The following is a 17,473-nucleotide window of genomic DNA, read 5'->3' as shown; positions in this document are numbered from 1 at the left end:
GTTTGCTTTTTGACTATTGTTTAGATATAAAAATTAACCAGTTTGGCATTCCACCTGAGAAGTATACTTCGTAAGGGGGCGAGGAAAAAATTAGATATTACTATTTATCACGGCTCAACAGGAATAAACCCATGATGGATGTTTTTTTTAAAGCACTAGACGAAAGTAATGTTGTAGATAAAGAATTTATCAAAGGTTATAACCTAGGTTAAATCTTGCCCAGTATCTAATCCATATGCGACAGCACTTTTACTTTTTTCCACTGTAAAAAGATGGAAAAAAGTAAATTTTAAAGCACTGAGCTGTTTCTATGAAAATGAGTTAAGCTAAATCCTTATTTTCGGCTAGAGACAGACATGCAAAACTTTACTGAATTTGTAGCAACCTTTGAAAAAATTGCGGAGACACAAGGTTATGAATTATCTGAACAATATATAAATCAGCATATTACAAAGATAAAAGAAATTAATGATTTAAATATATTAGCTGAATACTTAGCCTTTTTAAGTGAGATTACAGGTGAGGGGGATGCTTATGTAAGGCTGTGTGAATTGTTAAATCATTTTCAAAAAAATCAGCTGATTACAGAACAACAAGCACAGCAATATTTGATAAATAGTCCATGTAATCGATGGATTTAAATTTCTAGATAGGTTTATCATCTTGAACTATATATAATTTGGCATGTTATTTTGAGCGTTACTCAAAAATAGAGATTGAATGTTATGATTGATGGGTAAATGTGAAATCATGAATATTTGATCAATGACTGAATCTATCATCGAAACACATCCTTTAGAACCATTTTTACCTAAAAATGCTAAGCTTTTGATGTTAGGTAGTTTTCCACCGCCAAAAGCGCGTTGGAAAATGGATTTTTATTATCCGAACTATCAAAATGATATGAATTCTATTAAATTTAAGTAATTGTTATATATTAATTTATTGATTAAAAATAAGGTTTTTTAATGGAGTATTTGGGACTTATTGAATTTATAGAAAACAAAGACTTATAAATCCCAATTGTGAATGATTTTTAGGTCACTTTGGCAAATGGTAAAGCAATACCAACATCAACATCGTTCCAAATAATTTCATGTCCAGCTTCATAGTGTTCAGTCATTTTCGCAGATGCATGACCTGCTAATGCTTGGGCACTGCGACCAGCTTTTTTATGCAAAAAAATTGCTAATGCACGAATTTCATGAAATGTAGGGATCTGTCTACCTTTCAAGTCAGGATATGCATTTGACTCTTTAACAATGCGTAGAAATTCTTCAGAAAGATAAAGTGGCAGAACTTGAGTCCAATGCTCTTTATTTGGATTTTTAGTTTTGCGCTTGGGTATTTGATGAATCACAAATGGACTTATTATCTTATCTGACTTACAACGATCCAAAACTGTTTGTAGTTCACTATCAATTTTTATTCTTACATATCCAGCACCAGCCATAACCTCAAAATCATCCATAGGATCATCAGTAGTTTTTTGTTGAGCAATATGTATATAACCATCGAAGATATCAGTCCAACGAAGTGAAACAATGTCGGTTCTTCTCTGGGTGGTTAGCATTGATAAATCTATTGCGTTTTGCAACCAAAGAGGAGAGTGATCTCGGATGGTCTGTAACCCTTCAATAGTGTGTCGTTTCCTTTGTTTAGGAACATATCGTCTTAACGTGATTCTTGCTGGATTATCAGGACATAAACCTTTGCTGACTGCGACATCGAATATATTACATAATAAGCTACGAATAGATTTGCTATTCGATGGAGTTTGTTCATCCAAATATTCATTGACCATTTTTAGCGTAATTGAATCTATAGGTTTTTCTCCCCATGATCTATAAAGTTTATTTAAATGGATTTGATATGCACTTTTTGTATTTTCTGCAATTGGGCGTCCATCTTTACGACGTTTCTCTAACAAGTATTTTTCAGAGAAGTCTTTAAAAGTAACAATCTTACCAGTAACTTTTGCGATAATATCTTCTTCTTGAATAAGGATAGAATTTAACTTTCGAGCAGCTTGAAATGCTTTGTTTTTATCAGTGCCCATGCTATGAAATTTACCCGTTAAAGGGTGGCGATATCGCCAAGAGTTACCATTATCTCTATAGAGATTGGCTGGCACATCTTTGTTGCCCTTATAACGTGATCTAGCCATTTTAACCTCTCAAAACTTGATCGACTAAGTCATCACCAATTTGCTTTTGGTATATATCCCAATCGATATACCAAAGTTTACCCTTTTGTTGTGCTGGTAATTCACCTCTGCGACAAGCACGTGTAATTGTTTGTGGAGAGGGAGGAGTGGCATTTTCATCATTCCCGTATACCAATTCTAGAAATTTTGAAACTTTTACTAAACAAGCCATTAAATTTCCTCCACTTTTAAGACGTATTTTTTACCACTTTGGGTGAAAGTAATCGTTTTTTCTTGAGCAAGAAGAGTTAAGCCTATTTGAATTATCTTTGATTCATTAATAGTCATTTTTGCTCTTGCTCTACGTCGATCACACTCCAAACATGCATTGGTCTTTACTGATCGCTCGGAAGTACCACACGATTTACATAGGGCAACTGGCTTATAGCTTTTTAAACCTTGCTTTTCAGCGCGTGTACGCAAAATGTGGTTTTGATAGCTATTTGGTCTTTCAGCACTTTGCAAAACAGTATCCGCATTGCAGTAATTAAACTCGGCTTTATTGGTATTTACAGCTTGAGAAATTAAACCACCATTTTTCACAAATTTTTCAATTGCTTGTGAGTAATCTTTTTTAATATTATTCGTATGCATTATAACCACCATAATTCAAAGTTAATAAATACAAATCCGTTCACGACCAACATAATTTCAAGCCACCAGATAACCCATTCCATGTGATTCACCTTTAACAATATGCAGAATTTCCTTTTCTGCTTTTGCTGTACAAGTCTGTTCAGGTGCACGAAGATGGTTCTCAAACTCTGTACCAAGTTCATGTGCGATTCTGTTACCTGATAGATCTGCGCCAACACGGACATAATGATGTGACTTTTTATATGCGCGTTGTGCTTCTCGACTTTTTGCTCGTGCAACAAAGCCACCATTTAATGGCTTCACCTCATAACCCAATAATTCAAACCAAATTTTGAACGCGATGAGGTTTTTGGATTTGACTACTGTACGCATAAGGTTTTTACCTCATCTTTTGTAGAATTAGGGGTGTAGCCGATGCCTTTAAATAGTGGATTTAATGCAGAAATATCTAACTGTTTTTTTGCTCGAGTAGCAGCAACATATAAAAGTCGTGCTTCATCTTCAGTTAGGATTTTTTCACCAGGTGCAGCAGCCTCTTTATAGAAGAAGTCACCACCAAGTTTGACCTTGTTAAATTCCAAGCCTTTAGATTTATGAGCTGTGGTCACAATGCAGTCATAATCACTGGAGTTGCTTTTTAGCAATGCATCAATCAAAGCAGCTTCACCAACTGTATTAATCAGACTCACGAGTGCTTTTAAGTCATTTCCTGAAACTTCTTCGGTATATTCGATGACTTCTTCCCAATTGTTAAAGCCTTCAAATACACTTCCATCATGGACTTTTATTCCAGACTTAACTTTTTTGGCATCTTCAATGTTTTTTAATAAAGAACTTGTATCGACTTCCAAACGTGGTTCACGTCCAATTTTTACCAGCTCAACCATGGCTGATAGTGCTGCAGCATTGGTGCGATAAATAAATGCATCGGCAATTTCATCGCTAACCTCATTAACCTTTGAATCTATTTGTTCAAAACCACGTAATGGAATTTCTTCATCCAAAACATTGAACAAAATTTTATTCGCAAGATCAGCAATATTTTCACCAAAACGGAAGGATTGACTCAAACGTGTTTCAGCAATATCTAGGGATTGCATCGCATTGACAGCACCACGAAACGCATAGATTTGCTGGTGACGATCACCCACATAAATGACCTGAGCACGTTGTTTACTCAAGACATTTAACATGATTGGATCAGCATCTTGTGCTTCATCAAATAAAATAAAGTCAGCATTAATCACTGGATTGCTCAATGCCCAATATTTTAGGTAGTGGTCATGTTCGAGACGGTTAATACCAGCAGGATTTAAAATGTCATTCCAGTAATCATGTGCCTTAGGTAAAAGGATATTTGCCAATTCAGCACGGTATGTGTCATCCATCCAATCTGGTAAAGCAGCGTAAACTTGTGATAGTTGAATTTCGCTGTAATTAGAACGGCAGAAATAACCAACGGCATTCATCATAGATGTGGCCATACGTTTTGAGTTAAATAAACGCTTTTGGTCATCTTCACCACGTTGCTTAACCAATGCCACTGGTACTTGATAATTCTCAAGATCATGGCGAGATGCCAATTGGTTTGACATCAAGCGACGATTTTTAAGTTTATTGGTCAGCCAACGTGGAACAGAGTTATAAGCTAGGCTGTGAAATGTTTTGCACTTAACATTATGGTTAAATTTAGACTGTGCTTCTGTTGCAATCGCCTTGTTAAATGCCAAGTACATTCCATGTTGGTGATGCTTTGCATTACCAATCAGTTTAAGGGTGGAAGTCTTACCAGCACCGGCGTATGCGGTCACTTTACAAGACTGACCATGTAATGCCATATCAATGGCATGTTGTTGTTCAATAGTTGGATTCATATTGCTATCTCACTATTGGTACCCTCATGTGTGAGGGCACCACATGCCAAAGTTATGCTGTTAATTCAGCAGCTTTACGTTCGTAGATTGAATTAATATTGTCGATTTGAGCATCAGATAGGTTGGAACTGTTTGGCTCGAAACGTTCACCCATGACAATATTGATTGTTTCAACATCAGCCGCATCTTCAAGATCTACAATTAATTGCAGGTAATATTTCTGCCATCCATAGGCATTTTTAATATCTATTTGTGCTGGTTCACCTAAATTGGTTGGAAATGTCGCAGCGAGTGCTTTTAATTCCTCCAATGTTTGAGTTTCAGTAATTTGAGCTAAAAGGGCTGATGTATTGAATTCAGGTACCATATCAATAACAGTTTCTTGAGACTGTTCACGTTCAGCCATCTGAGCTTTAAGCCCACTCGAACCTTGATGTTTTTTTACCGTTGATTGAACTGGGGTAACATCAAGTTCTTCACGTTCAGCAATTTCATCTGGGGTATAAACACCTAGAATTACATCGGGTGTATATAAGCGTGACCAACGTTTAATAGCAAGATACGCAAGTTGTTGGCGTGGATCACTTACCCATAAAGGTGAATTGCGTACTGAACCTACTTGTCCCATAGAAATATCAATTTCACGTGGAGAAGTTTCACCCTTTAATGTTCCCCAGACTTTAATGCCTTTATCCCATGATTTATCTTCCTTGCCGTTGATCTTTGCCCAATCGCCATACCATTCAAAATTTAAACGACCTGTGATAGGTGCACGATTGGTAATCACAGCATTCACAAGTTGCGCTTCATACCCCAATACACCATTAATTTGATGAGTTTTTTGAGCTACAGCAAAAGGGTCCATTTGCCACTGTGCTGATTGCATAATGATGGCTAAACAATCTCCAGTATTGCCCTGAAGATGTTTCGGCACTGCAAATTTTGATGAAGCCATGACACTTGCAATACGCTCAAAACGATCCATAATTTCAGGATTCATCATGATATCAAAAGCAGTTAAGTGGGCAATCTGACCATTTTGTGGGGTTGTTAATGCGTTCATAATAAAATTCCTTAAACTGTTTCTTTAAATTTGTTTGAAATACGGAAAACTCGGGTGCTGGAGGTTTTGCTGTATTTTGTGAATAATTCAGGTTGTTCTTTTTTCAACAGCGTACTGTCGATACGAGTAGAGGATTGTTCTTTGTAGGTGCAGATAGTCATGCCTTGGCTAATCATCATTTCCGCATCCTGCATCGTTGAGACAATCTTTAACTTGATTTCATCTTCACGTGCCTTGTCCGCTTTTTGGCGATTCTGAACAGTGATCAGCTCGTCAGCCAATTTGATGTGCTTTAAGTCAGCTTCGACTTGTTTACCCACAACATGATTTGACCAACGATGTAAAACATCATCAAAACAAGTAGGATCAGGTGGTACATCAGCAATGACATGGTTGAACCAAAATGCTTTAACTTGACGAAAAATTGAATCAATCAAGTCATCATCACGTTCAATGCGATACATGCGGAACTTATTACCACCAATAAGAACGGCAAGGTGCCATACTTGGAAGCCTGTAAGTTTCATGTACCAAAGGCACTGAGTAAGGTAATAATCTGGAATTTGGTCTGAACCTTCTTCACCGAATAATTTAGAAAGATATTCAGAAGCTGTTTTACATTCCAAGCCTTGGTCGGTTGTCAACTTGCCTTCTTTATCGAAATAAACACGACCTGCGATTTTAGGATTTACAACAGCACGGTCAATGTTACCGATAGCCCACGGCTCACCAATATTTTCTAAAGAAAGTTGCTGAGTAACACGTTGAACTTTCATACCTGAGCGACGAGAAAACTCTTTTGCTACAACATCTTCAAGTAGGTTGCCGAAATGTGCAGACTCATTTTGTGATTCTTTACGCTCATTACGACCTGTTTTGTCTAACCACAATTGGTATGGTGATTTGTATGGGCTAAAACCAAGGATTGCAGCAACGTCTGAACCACCGATACCTTTTTTACGACCTGCAAGAAATTGGTCACGATTAACTTGAGTGTTCATATCAATCTCCTTGATACGCACCCACGACGTTTTTGCGCGGGTAAATCGGATTGTCGTAAATAGCTGTTGGATAATATGTGCGACTTGAATATTGATTTTTTTCAGTCACTTTCTGCATATTTTTTAAGAAATCCTGAGCTGAACAACGAATGTCTAAATCAACCCAAGACGCACCATTCCATTTTTGGACCGTGTCACCAACTTGGCGATATAAAAATTCACCGTAGCCTGTGCATTCTTTGTGTGTCGCAAGCAATGAAAGAGGTAGAGAGATGTTCACTTCACACCCCCAACAATTGCTATACTGATCCTTTCGTACTCCGAACGATCAAGGTAGATGTTGTTTAACTCTTTCGAGTTTTTAAAAACTGAAACACTATCAATTTGCTGAACAGAACCATCAACGATTTGATAATCAAGATTGATAGTTAGATCATCACCTTTAAGCTGAGCAGGGCAGAAGCCTGTGCAATTTGGAAAGTAGGTCAACACTTCGTACTTGCTCGGATGGATGTTTACAGGCAGCTCCTGAGATGTTGGCTCCAATGCCCAAGCTGTGGCAAGGATTGCAGAAAATCCAATTGAGACCATGAGGGTCTTGTAATGCTGTTTGAATAAAGTCATACTTATTTCACTCTATGAGTAAAAGTCCCGTCGCCTGCAAGTGTTGGGGCTTTTTTTGTTTGTTGGTGAAATAAATACTACTTTAAGTAGAAAAATTGTCAATAGAAAATAGAAAATTAATTCTACTTAAAGTAGTTTTGTGTTTTGTAGACAAAAGAAAACCCGCTGTAGCGGGTGTAGAGCATCAAAAATTATTTAGCACTTTTGATTTATTTACTTTACGTGATTTATTCTATGCTCTATTGCCATATGGTTCAAAACATCAATAAGATTTTTTCCATGTTGATGTGCTATACGAGCTGCCTTTTTGTGATGTGTTGCTATACCATATGGTTCAATAATTAAGCTTGATAAGACACCATATCCTGACTTAACTTCTATAGCAAACCCAACATGATCACCCCCATTATTCTTGGCAGTTGCGACAATTAGAGTTGATTCTGGATTCTTCATAAGATAAGGATCATTGTAGGAACTAAATTGTATAGATGACACTTTAATATCTTGCTTAATGAACCATGGCTCAGCTTCATCGAGAGCATTAAAAGCTTCAGTTATTGATTTTTTTGAGAAAATTTGTGTATATGAATAATGGCAAGCTGCACCCCATAAAAGTATTCCAGATATATAAATAAACTCAAAATCACCTGAAATGATTTGATAAGGTAAAACACCAAGAAGCATGACAAGTGATATTATAAATAGAGAAGTCAACCATACACGTCTGAATAAACTAAGCTTTTTATTTGGTTGTAATGGTTTTATTTGGATGTTTTGGGCATCTTGGTTTTCTAACTTATTTCCACACCCACTACAAAATTTTGCATTATCGTTGTTTTTTTGACCACATTGATTGCAGAACATTTTTATTCTCCATAGTTAAATCTTTCTTACTCGCTTTGGTCTTGATCCCCCCAGTGGTCTGAATGCATCAATCACTAATCCAACTAATTCCATCCCTTCTTCAAACTCAATGATATTGGGTTGGAAGTTTGGATTAAGTGCTTGTAAGTATTTACGATCATCACTTTCTATGACTAATTTTTTAAATGTTGCATCAGTATTATTTCGTACAACAATTAAATCTTCTGAAAGTAGGTCTGAAACAGAAAAATGAGGATTAATAAGAATATAGTCACCATCTATATAGTATGGTGCATTGCTCACACCGACAACTTTTAAATAGAAACAACCACTTGGATCATCATTGCTGAGTTGTGGTAACCATTCTTTAATTTCAGACGGATCTATTTCTTCAACAGATGTCATTTCGCCTGCTTGAACCCAAGAGAGCACGGGTAATAATTTGGAAACGATAGGCACCACATTATTGTCAAGAGTAAAACCGTGGTCTAAATAACTAATATCAACAGAAAATTTATCTGCCAATTCTTTTAATTTATCTTCACGAGGCTTGGCTGTTCCTAGTGTGTAACGTCTCGCCATCTCATAAGTCACATTAATAGCATCTTTTAGTTGATTCACTGTTGTTATAGGTGAGCCATCAGCATCCATTAATTTTTTTAATCGATTAGCAAACTCAATATGTTTCGCGTCTTTCACTGGTTTAAGCCTGTTTTCTACCCTTAGTAGAATTTTACTATTAATTTTTTGTTGTACCAATTCTATTTTAGGTAGTATATTATATTCTACTTTAAGTAGTTTTAATGGTGTCATTATGTCATCCCCCCATGAGGCTTTTGATAAAGCTGTGAAATTTGCAGGTTCCTCAGCTGCCCTTGCTAGAGGTATCGGTTTAACCCCTTGGGCAGTTTCAAAATGGAATATTGAAAAAATCCCAGAAGACCGATGTGAAGCCATTGAAGAATTTACTCAAGGTAAGGTTAAGGCTGAAGAGTTACGTCCAGATATTAACTGGGAATATGTTCGCCAAATCAAAATGAAGATGGCGTGAAAAAAGGAAATCTTATGGAAACAAAAATAATGTTTGTATTCAGCAAAAAACTGTTGGCACCCATGTCAACACGTGTACCGCTGGAAGTCCAAGAGATCATTGATGAATTGGCGATAAGCCAAGGTAGTGATCGTGCGAAATGGTTAAGAGATGCCATAGATAAAAAGATCGAACTGGAGACAGGTCAATCATCATCTGAGCACATAGAAAAATCAAAGAATACAACGTCTACGAGTGTATTTATGAATGTATGCAGAAATTTGAAACGTTTTTGGCAGACATTAAAAAAGCCCGATGGTCAAGATCGAGCTTCTAGTACAGCAATTCATAATCATTCAGGAAAATGAACATGAGTAATTTAACAGAACATCTGTGTAAGGGCAAATGTCCAGAATTTGATGGGGAACAATGTACGCATTGCTTGATTCAACAAATTGAAAAACGTGAGTTTGAATTGGGTGTTGCACCAGATAGTGCGTATTTCATTGGTATTGATTTAGCTGCTGATGGAGAAGATAAGTCGGCTGAAATGGCTTATTGCGTAATCTCTAAAAAATACTGTACCTGCCCAAACGGTGTGCAGATTTGCTTACATGAGCATGGCGGTGCAGTGGTGGAGGTGCAGGGATGAGAAATCGCTTCAGTGGTTATTGCTATTACTGTACGCACTTCGTTGCAAAAGGTGCAGGGCATTTTGAAAAGCGTCAAAACGCTAAAGGATTTCGTTTGATTCATGCTGAGTGTGTGTTCAAACAGCGTGAAGAAAAACAAAAAGCGAATGAGGTGACAGCATGATTGACAACACCTCAATTCTCGCCCTAACAGACATTATCCAATTGCCTGAAGCTGAACGCTTACAGGCAATCAAGGATAAGTTTTCAGCAAAATCACATGATGAATTACTTAATTTACTTGGCAATGTTTTAAATGTTGCTGTGAATTATGCCCAATCATGTGATGAAACATTGTATTTACATCTTGTCACCACTGGCGATATGCACCCATACGCAATAGATAAGCTTATTTCACCTAGTTTTCATGGTGCTTTGAATGGATTGATCTTGGCGCAAAAGGCTCCTAATCAAGATGTTCTATGCGAATCATGTGCTTATCGCTGCGGTACTTTAGCAAATCATTGTCTTTCTACTCAATCTGACTTAGCTCATGCCTTGGAGTCGGATGCAGTTTTTTATTGCCATAAAGATATTGAGAATTTGCATAGTCCATCCGCTACAGATCGTAAGCGCATGAAACCATGCAAAGGCTGGGCACAGCATGTGAAGAAACATAAGGGAGTAGCAGCATGAAATCAAATGAAGCTAAAAAACCTATGTATATCTTTACTGAACTAGGGAAAGAAAAACTTTGTAAGCACTGTGATGAATATTGGCCTACAGATTCAGAGTTTTGGTTCATGGTGAAATCAAAGTTAAAGGATGGAACCATTACATTTCGACCAGAATCAGCATGTAAAGGCTGCTATGACCGTGTTTATAGACCACATCATGTTAAAGGTGTGAATAAAGTCCGTTCAAGTCATGAAAAAAAGGTGGCAGCATGATTATCGGAGTTGCTGTAAAAGCTGGCGATCTTATGGTCGCCCTACCAAAACCTAATCGTCATGCGGATTGTACCAATATCATTCTGTCACTTGGCTTGGTACCAGATATTCAAAATCAATGGGGGAAATCTGCACATCAGGGTTTCTATTGTGAAAATGGGAAGTTCTATACACGACCACAAGCTTTTTTACATGCAGTTGAATGTGGCCAACAAGAATGGACTGCAAACCAATTAGAGCTAATAGCCTTAGGTGAGATGGAATTTTCTCACCTTGGGTTATGTAGTGAAGATTTGTGGTGAGGTGTTATGAGTAATCAAGAAGTTGATATTTGGATGCCTGTCTATATTGGCGACATGCTGGCTAAAACTACACGAATGACCACCGAGCAAATCGGTGCGTCATTTTTGGTGTTAATGGATTACTGGCGTAATGGAGCCATTCCAAATGATAACAATATTATTGCAAGCATTACTCGTCTTTCTTTATCAAAAGCAAAAGCATTAAAAGATGTACTTATTCGTGCAAATTTATTGAATGTTTATGATGAAGAAATTCGTTCTGAATATTTAGATAATTTGAAAACCCAAGCTGAAAGTAATAAGACCGCAAAAGCTGAACGTGCAAAGAAAGCAGCCGAAGCACGTTGGAATAAATCTCAAGACAATGTAAATACAGAGCACAACTCTAGCAATACTAATGCATCTAACAAGCATGACCTTAGCAATGCTAATGCATATCCTCAAGCAATGCATAAGCAATGCTTAGATGATGCTAAAAGTATGCTTGAGGAATGCCCGTCATCGTCACCTTCATCTATTAATAATATCTCTATAACGCACGAGCAAAATTTGCACGATGAAAATTCAAAAGGCGATGATCGTTTTTTATTTGATTTAGACACTGTGAATACACGAATCAAGCTCCGTGGTTTGAAAGAAATTACTCAGAATGATTTGAATAAGCTTCTGGATGATTTACAGAATGAGTATGGCCATAGAAACCAGATGGTTAAAAACCAAGTTCTTGGAAAACTTGTTCAATGGGTTGAACGACGACAGCAAACACCATTGACACCACCTGAAAAACCCAACGTTAAAACAAAACAGAGCACTAATCGATCAACAGGGTTGAACGTCAATGATGCCTGGAAAGATCAACCTATGGACGACCAGCCATTTTACGGCACGGTCAAATTACCTGAGGGCATGGAATGAACGCACATTATCAATTCAATGCTTTTGTTAAATCAAATGAAGTTTGTGGCTTACATAAAACTCAAAAAATCTTAGCTGGTGGCAACTTGATTTGTCCTATGTGTGCAAATGAATTTTTAGCAGCTGAAAAATCCAAACAACAGGCTGAGACAAATAAAGCAGTTTTTGAAAAGCATATTGCAGGTGCAATGCTTCCAGATCGTCATGCATATTCAGCATTCTCAAATTATCAAACTCGTACACAGGGTCAAGCCAATGCATTGAATCAATGTGCGAACTACGCACAACGTATTTCTGAAAAACAATGTTCTAACTTCATCATGGTTGGCTCTACAGGCACAGGTAAGACACATCTTGCATGTGCAACTGCAAAAAATCTTTTGAAAAAAGGGCTTAAAGCTCGTTACATCACAAGCGAAGAAATTGCACAACGAATTATGAATGCTTGGGATAGAGATTCGAAAGATCAATCCGAAGAAGCCGTAATTTATGAATTTGCTCAATATGATTTATTGATTATTGACGAATATGGATTGCATGATCGTGAAAAACGTACAGAGCTTGTGCATAAGGTTTTAACTAAGCGATACGACAGTAAAAAACCAACCATGTTGATTTCAAATTTCACATTAAAAAAATTAAAAGATGATTTAGGGGATCGGTTGTGGTCACGTTTCCAGCATGATGGTTTAACCGTAGTGGAGTGCAATTGGTTAGATCAGCGTATACAGCAAGGGCATATGCAATGAGATTTTTTATTTATATTTTAATTTTTCTGTGTTGTTACCTGAGTATTCATTCTAAACCGCAGAATCATGCATTTTTATATTTAGGTAGTCATGAATGAATTTATCACCATCTCAAATTAAAAGACTTGTTCACCAACGTGATAACAAACCTAAACAGCCAAAGTATGGGAATCATAAAGTTATTGTTGATGGTGAAAAAGTTGCTGATTCACAGCATGAATATCGTCGTTTAAATGATTTAAAGGTCTTACAGCGTGCAGGTGAGATCAAGGATTTACAGACTCAGGTTCGATATAACCTGATACCAGCACAGAAAATTTGTGGTGAGAAAGTACGTGGCACAGATTACATAGCAGACTTTGTTTATTGGACCAAAGATGATCAGTTCATCTGTGAAGATGCCAAAGGTCATAAAACTGCGGATTACATCATCAAACGTAAATTGATGAAGTTAATTCACAATATTGACGTAGTTGAAGTTTGAGAACGATTTAGGGGAGTATGACAATGAAGTCTAACGCTGAAACAATCCTTGAAGCCATTGAGGATTTACATAATCAAGAGCAGATCGTTACTAGAGAAACTTTGTCACAATTGACGGGCTTAAAATTATCTATCGTTGATGATCGTTTAAGTTATTTGGTTGATAGTGGTCAGATTATCCGTGTACAGCGTGGTGTATTCATTCCAGCCCCTAAGCATCGTGTAGCACGTTTGATGTCTAAGATGGTTTTACCTGATGGGACAATTAAAATTGAAATTGGTGATGACGAGGTTTTAACGCTTACACCCCGTGAAGCTCGTAACCTTGGAAACTTGATGGTTGCTGAAGCAATGCAATATGCAAATATTGAAATGGGCCATCATATGGCAATACTTCAGAGTGAAGTTTCAGGTCAAGTGCGTAAATTATCGAAGCAAGTAGGGGATTTACTTGATGTAGGGAAACAGAGGGAGTTGTTGTGAATTTGACAAGTATTGAAAATAATTATATCGTTATTGTGCATCCGCAAAATCGGGTGCTTGGATTGGCGTCCAATGATTTCACTAGGTATGTAAATACCGCTAATGCGGTTTTTTTACGCCTTTAGCACAGTCTTGCCTGTTATGGTGGGATATGTGGAAGTATCGAAAGATACACCAGAACCTAGTGACTGGTACGCCAATTCTGCATATCCTGCCACCCTAATGATTGGCGTCGTTTTGGTGGTGGAAAATTCCCTGTATCACTAGGAGTATTCACCATGAATGCAAATCAAATTATCAAATTTAATAAACAAGAAATCCCTGTATTTTTCCACAACAACAAACCTTATGTAGCAATGAAGCCTATTTGTGAAAATATTGGTTTGCAATGGGAAGCACAATATAAAAAAATTCAACGCAATCATATCTTAAATACGACCATGTCCATGATGGACATGGTTGCTAAAGATGGTAAAAATCGCCAAGTTGTATGTTTGCCCATTGGTTATTTAAATGGTTGGTTAATGGGCATTGATGTAAACCGTGTAAAGCCTGAAATTAAACCAACACTCATCAAGTATCAGTTAGAATGTTTTGATGTTCTATACAATCATTTCATGCCTAAAGTTGCGGAAGTATATCCAAATAGTCTTAAACCTAAATTGGATATTATGGAAATATTACAAGACTTTGTTGAGCAAGTGATTGTCACCAACCATGAGATGAAAAAGCTGTGTGATGCTGTCAGTCTTATTGATAATCGTACTTTTATGACTTATGCCCAACATCTTGTTGCTAGTAATGAATTGGCAAGACAAATTGCATGGCAGTTTGATTTTAAAAATAATGCAGGCGAGCCAACCATTGATATTTATTGTCGCAATGTTGCACTATCGAATGGTCGGCGGTTTGAAGTGAAACCAAATTGGTTTAATTGTCAGGCTTAAGTAAGAGTAGCCACCGAGAGGTGGCTACTCTTTATTCTTAAATTTTCTAGTAATCAACATCTCAAATACAACAGCAAAACCAAAAGTTAAGATAAATACAGGTAATCCTTGAATATTGTAGTTTCCAATCAGCCATAGATTAAATAAAAGAATTAATCCGCAAATAATCCTTAGCTTAGTTGTTCTAGTCATTTTTAATTCCCCTTAAAAAATCTCAACCTACCCAACAACCATAAAAATATCAATACCCCTCTAAGGTTAGACCTCCCCATCTAAAAATATGATCATTAAACCAATATGAGGTTGAGTGGTCATGACTGAAAAAAAAGTAATTGATTGGGAAAAGATCGAACTTGATTATCGAGCAGGTATTAAGTCTCTACGTCAAATTGCAGGTGAGCATGATATTGCAGAATCAGGCATTAGACGTAGAGCAAAGCAATACGAATGGGTTCGTGATCTATCTGAAAAAATTAAAGCTAAAGCAGATGACATTGTGCGCAAGGAGAGTGTGCGCAGCAGTGTGCGCACGAAAACGACCATTTCAGAAAAAGACACTATTGATGCGAGCGCCAATGAAGTAGCGTCAGTTCGATTAGCACATCGTAAGGATATTCAACGTTCACGCAAGATTGCTATGAGTCTTTTTGATGAGCTTGAAATGATGGTCGGTCAAGAGAATGTCAAATTGTTGGAAATGTTGGGTGAGCTTATGTGGTCACCTGATGATAAAGGCAATGACAAAGTAAATGACCTTTACATGAAGATCATCTCAATGCCTGGTCGTGTGAAGTCTATGAAAGATTTAAGCGACACACTCAAAACATTGATTGGATTAGAACGTCAAGCGTTTGGACTTGATGATGAGAACAATAAACCTGTCGATGCACTGACCGCATTACTTGAACGAGTAAGCACTGGAAATAGTTCTGCATTTAAACCAATTGCCGATGATCCTGAATATTAGTGCATGTACGTAAATGAAACGACTAATCACCCACATCAAAACAATTTCATTCACGTACACGCTTCAAAAATGCACCAATATTGTGCAAAATGGAGTATAAATTGATTTATAACACTAACTTACAGCCACTACCGACAAATGCCGAGGAGCTTGAACGCTGCTTGGCAGACCCTGTTTGGCGTATTTTTAGTGGCTGTTTATATAAGATCAAAATTAAAGGTGATGACTTTGTAAATGAGTTAGGGCAAGTAGAAGAAGCCCCAACATTTGAATTACCGTTCCAGCCTAATGATGCACAGAAGAAATTTTTAAATCGGTTGTGGTACCGCAATATTATTTTAAAAGCGCGTCAGTTGGGTTTCACTACATTGATTTGTATATTGTGGCTTGATCATGCCTTGTTTAATGCTAATCAGCATTGCGGTGTTATTGCACAGAACCTTGAAACTGTTGGTGATATTTTTAGCGATAAGATTAAATTTGCGTACGATAACTTACCACCTGAAATATTAGAACGCTTTCCACTCAAAACCAATAATGGAACTGAGATGGAATTCGCCCATAATGGTTCTAAAATTTCAGTGGCCACATCATTCCGTGGCGGTACCATGCACCGCTTACTGATTTCTGAGTATGGAAAAATCTGTGCTCAGTCACCAGGTAAAGCGAAAGAAGTTCGTACCGGTTCATTACCAGCAGTTCCAACAACTGGTATTTGTGTCATTGAATCGACTGCTGAAGGTCGTGGTGGCGACTTCTTTGATAAGGTTCAGATTGCACAGAAGAACTTTGCGTCACGTAAAAAGCTCACGCCAAAAGACTTTAGATTGCATTTTTATGGTTGGTGGGAAGAACCGAAGTACCGTATTGATTCATCTAATGTGATTATTACCAAAAAAGACCACAATATTTTTGATCATATTGAAATCGTTGTGTCTAAAAACTTGGGCAAACGAATCAAGATTGATCCTGATCAACGTGCTTGGTATGTATCGACACGTGATAATGATCTATCTGGTGATCAAGCTTTGATGTGGCAAGAGTATCCCTCATTTCCTGATGAAGCATTTCAGGTCAGTACAGAAGGGAACTACTACGCAAACGACATGCTTGAGTTGCGTAAACGTGGTGGTATCACTCAAATTGAAGTTTTGGATATTCCTGTAAATACTTTTTGGGATATTGGTAATCATGATGGTTGTGCTATCTGGTACGAGCAGATGCTAAATAACCAAGATCGTTTCATTGATTATGATGAGGATCATTTTAAAGACCTACGCTTTTACGCAAAGCTGATCAAAGACAAGCCTTATATTTACCATACCCACTATTTACCGCACGATGCAGCACATCAAAGGCTCGGCGATTACAACAAGTCAGTATTAGAAATGCTTGAGGAATTATTACCTGGTCATAATTTTGAAGTTATTCCACGGATTACGTTACTCACAACAGGTATTCAACAGACTCGTCGACATTTAAAGAATGCTTGGTTTGATGAGGAAAGATGCAAACTGGGTATTGAACGGATCGAAGGCTATAAGAAGAAGTTTAATCATCAAGCCAATATGTTTATTGATCAGCCTGATAAATCTAATGGTTGTTCAGAAGGAGCAGATGCACTTAGACAATGGGCACAGGCTAAAGATGCAGGGTTGCTTGGTGATTACGTCTATACCCAAAGTAAAGCTGTAGGTTTTGGTGATTCAGACAATCCACATGATGATATGTACAGAGAGACATATCAAGATGAGCCGACAGACTGGCGGTTAGTGTAAAAATACGG

Annotated in this window: 27 protein-coding genes and 1 pseudogene; 16 read left to right on the top strand and 12 right to left on the bottom strand. The window is 37.4% G+C overall.

Annotated elements, in window-relative coordinates; all coding sequences use genetic code 11:
* The first annotated feature begins 356 nt into the window (after positions 1-356).
* Entirely contained in the window at positions 357-641 is a 285-nt protein-coding gene (locus tag HX129_RS03960) for a hypothetical protein (protein WP_130073498.1), read from the top strand.
* A 124-nt stretch (positions 642-765) separates the two neighbouring features.
* A pseudogene (locus tag HX129_RS03955) lies at positions 766-906 on the top strand (uracil-DNA glycosylase family protein); the annotation flags it as partial.
* A 130-nt stretch (positions 907-1,036) separates the two neighbouring features.
* Here the strand turns inward: HX129_RS03955 and HX129_RS03950 are convergent.
* The 11 genes from HX129_RS03950 to HX129_RS03900 all read right to left on the bottom strand — a co-directional run bounded on the left by HX129_RS03950 (position 1,037) and on the right by HX129_RS03900 (position 9,042).
* Positions 1,037-2,167, bottom strand: a complete 1,131-nt coding sequence (locus tag HX129_RS03950) for a phage integrase Arm DNA-binding domain-containing protein (RefSeq protein WP_130073499.1) — start codon at positions 2,165-2,167, stop codon at positions 1,037-1,039.
* Between the two features lies 1 nt (position 2,168).
* Complete coding sequence (locus HX129_RS03945) at positions 2,169-2,378, bottom strand: helix-turn-helix domain-containing protein (RefSeq protein ID WP_130073500.1); 210 nt, start codon at positions 2,376-2,378, stop codon at positions 2,169-2,171.
* Positions 2,378-2,800 (bottom strand): hypothetical protein, encoded by a 423-nt coding sequence (locus HX129_RS03940; protein WP_286436021.1) that lies wholly within the window; start codon positions 2,798-2,800, stop codon positions 2,378-2,380. Before HX129_RS03940 ends, HX129_RS03945 begins: the two co-directional genes overlap by 1 nt.
* A 57-nt stretch (positions 2,801-2,857) precedes the next feature.
* A complete protein-coding gene (locus HX129_RS03935) occupies positions 2,858-3,175 on the bottom strand; it encodes a hypothetical protein (RefSeq protein WP_130073502.1) in 318 nt (105 codons plus the stop codon).
* Positions 3,163-4,677: a 3'-5' exonuclease gene (locus tag HX129_RS03930; RefSeq protein WP_286436020.1), complete on the bottom strand. Its 1,515-nt coding sequence runs from the start codon at positions 4,675-4,677 to the stop codon at positions 3,163-3,165. The genes HX129_RS03935 and HX129_RS03930 overlap by 13 nt, the downstream gene beginning before the upstream one ends.
* Before the next feature lie 52 nt (positions 4,678-4,729).
* Positions 4,730-5,740, bottom strand: a complete 1,011-nt coding sequence (locus HX129_RS03925) for a RecT family recombinase (RefSeq protein WP_286436019.1) — start codon at positions 5,738-5,740, stop codon at positions 4,730-4,732.
* An 11-nt stretch (positions 5,741-5,751) separates the two neighbouring features.
* Positions 5,752-6,741, bottom strand: a complete 990-nt coding sequence (locus HX129_RS03920) for a YqaJ viral recombinase family nuclease (RefSeq protein ID WP_286436018.1) — start codon at positions 6,739-6,741, stop codon at positions 5,752-5,754.
* Position 6,742: 1 nt separating this feature from the next.
* Positions 6,743-7,021 carry a hypothetical protein gene (locus tag HX129_RS03915; protein ID WP_286436017.1) on the bottom strand — a complete coding sequence of 93 codons (279 nt, stop codon included), beginning with the start codon at positions 7,019-7,021 and terminating at the stop codon, positions 6,743-6,745.
* Positions 7,018-7,365, bottom strand: a complete 348-nt coding sequence (locus tag HX129_RS03910) for a hypothetical protein (RefSeq protein ID WP_286433857.1) — start codon at positions 7,363-7,365, stop codon at positions 7,018-7,020. The genes HX129_RS03915 and HX129_RS03910 overlap by 4 nt, the downstream gene beginning before the upstream one ends.
* A 213-nt stretch (positions 7,366-7,578) precedes the next feature.
* Positions 7,579-8,229, bottom strand: a complete 651-nt coding sequence (locus tag HX129_RS03905; RefSeq protein ID WP_286436016.1) for a zinc-ribbon domain-containing protein — start codon at positions 8,227-8,229, stop codon at positions 7,579-7,581.
* A gap of 15 nt (positions 8,230-8,244) precedes the next feature.
* Positions 8,245-9,042 carry a S24 family peptidase gene (locus HX129_RS03900; RefSeq protein WP_286436015.1) on the bottom strand — a complete coding sequence of 266 codons (798 nt, stop codon included), beginning with the start codon at positions 9,040-9,042 and terminating at the stop codon, positions 8,245-8,247.
* 1 nt (position 9,043) lies between these two features.
* On the opposite strand from HX129_RS03900, the gene HX129_RS03895 reads away from it, so the two are divergent.
* The 12 genes from HX129_RS03895 (at position 9,044) to HX129_RS03840 (ending at position 14,720) form a co-directional block, all read left to right on the top strand.
* Positions 9,044-9,280, top strand: a complete 237-nt coding sequence (locus tag HX129_RS03895; protein WP_130073511.1) for a transcriptional regulator — start codon at positions 9,044-9,046, stop codon at positions 9,278-9,280.
* 14 nt (positions 9,281-9,294) lie between these two features.
* Positions 9,295-9,627, top strand: a complete 333-nt coding sequence (locus tag HX129_RS03890; RefSeq protein WP_286436014.1) for a hypothetical protein — start codon at positions 9,295-9,297, stop codon at positions 9,625-9,627.
* 2 nt (positions 9,628-9,629) lie between these two features.
* Positions 9,630-9,911, top strand: coding sequence for a hypothetical protein (locus tag HX129_RS03885; protein WP_286436013.1), 282 nt, complete (start codon positions 9,630-9,632; stop codon positions 9,909-9,911).
* Positions 9,908-10,075: a hypothetical protein gene (locus HX129_RS03880; RefSeq protein ID WP_286436012.1), complete on the top strand. Its 168-nt coding sequence runs from the start codon at positions 9,908-9,910 to the stop codon at positions 10,073-10,075. The genes HX129_RS03885 and HX129_RS03880 overlap by 4 nt, the downstream gene beginning before the upstream one ends.
* On the top strand, positions 10,072-10,587 hold the full coding sequence (locus tag HX129_RS03875; protein ID WP_120364410.1) for a hypothetical protein: 516 nt from the start codon (positions 10,072-10,074) through the stop codon (positions 10,585-10,587). The genes HX129_RS03880 and HX129_RS03875 overlap by 4 nt, the downstream gene beginning before the upstream one ends.
* Complete coding sequence (locus HX129_RS03870; RefSeq protein WP_010112832.1) at positions 10,584-10,841, top strand: hypothetical protein; 258 nt, start codon at positions 10,584-10,586, stop codon at positions 10,839-10,841. The genes HX129_RS03875 and HX129_RS03870 overlap by 4 nt, the downstream gene beginning before the upstream one ends.
* Positions 10,838-11,143, top strand: coding sequence for a Y16D family protein (locus tag HX129_RS03865; protein ID WP_286436011.1), 306 nt, complete (start codon positions 10,838-10,840; stop codon positions 11,141-11,143). The genes HX129_RS03870 and HX129_RS03865 overlap by 4 nt, the downstream gene beginning before the upstream one ends.
* Before the next feature lie 6 nt (positions 11,144-11,149).
* Positions 11,150-12,058 (top strand): DUF1376 domain-containing protein, encoded by a 909-nt coding sequence (locus HX129_RS03860; RefSeq protein WP_286436010.1) that lies wholly within the window; start codon positions 11,150-11,152, stop codon positions 12,056-12,058.
* Positions 12,055-12,807 carry an ATP-binding protein gene (locus tag HX129_RS03855; RefSeq protein WP_286436009.1) on the top strand — a complete coding sequence of 251 codons (753 nt, stop codon included), beginning with the start codon at positions 12,055-12,057 and terminating at the stop codon, positions 12,805-12,807. The genes HX129_RS03860 and HX129_RS03855 overlap by 4 nt, the downstream gene beginning before the upstream one ends.
* A 94-nt stretch (positions 12,808-12,901) precedes the next feature.
* Positions 12,902-13,291 (top strand): DUF1064 domain-containing protein, encoded by a 390-nt coding sequence (locus tag HX129_RS03850; protein ID WP_286433865.1) that lies wholly within the window; start codon positions 12,902-12,904, stop codon positions 13,289-13,291.
* A gap of 23 nt (positions 13,292-13,314) precedes the next feature.
* A complete protein-coding gene (locus HX129_RS03845; RefSeq protein WP_286433866.1) occupies positions 13,315-13,773 on the top strand; it encodes a hypothetical protein in 459 nt (152 codons plus the stop codon).
* A 278-nt stretch (positions 13,774-14,051) separates the two neighbouring features.
* Positions 14,052-14,720: a phage antirepressor N-terminal domain-containing protein gene (locus tag HX129_RS03840; protein WP_286433867.1), complete on the top strand. Its 669-nt coding sequence runs from the start codon at positions 14,052-14,054 to the stop codon at positions 14,718-14,720.
* A gap of 24 nt (positions 14,721-14,744) precedes the next feature.
* Here HX129_RS03840 and HX129_RS03835 read toward each other — a convergent pair whose 3' ends face one another.
* Positions 14,745-14,912, bottom strand: a complete 168-nt coding sequence (locus tag HX129_RS03835) for a hypothetical protein (RefSeq protein ID WP_286433868.1) — start codon at positions 14,910-14,912, stop codon at positions 14,745-14,747.
* Positions 14,913-15,033: 121 nt separating this feature from the next.
* Here HX129_RS03835 and HX129_RS03830 point away from each other — a divergent pair, with 121 nt between their 5' ends.
* Both HX129_RS03830 and HX129_RS03825 read left to right on the top strand, forming a co-directional pair.
* The gene (locus tag HX129_RS03830) at positions 15,034-15,687 is read left to right on the top strand and encodes a hypothetical protein (protein ID WP_286433869.1); all 654 of its coding nucleotides are present in this window, start codon (positions 15,034-15,036) and stop codon (positions 15,685-15,687) included.
* Between the two features lie 101 nt (positions 15,688-15,788).
* Positions 15,789-17,465: a terminase large subunit gene (locus tag HX129_RS03825; RefSeq protein WP_286433870.1), complete on the top strand. Its 1,677-nt coding sequence runs from the start codon at positions 15,789-15,791 to the stop codon at positions 17,463-17,465.
* Positions 17,466-17,473: the final 8 nt, after the last annotated feature.

It is taken from the genome of Acinetobacter sp. 251-1, from assembly GCF_030329305.1.
GTDB classification, from domain to species: Bacteria; Pseudomonadota; Gammaproteobacteria; order Pseudomonadales; family Moraxellaceae; genus Acinetobacter; species Acinetobacter piscicola_A.
This window is presented reverse-complemented; position numbering and strand designations above follow the sequence as displayed.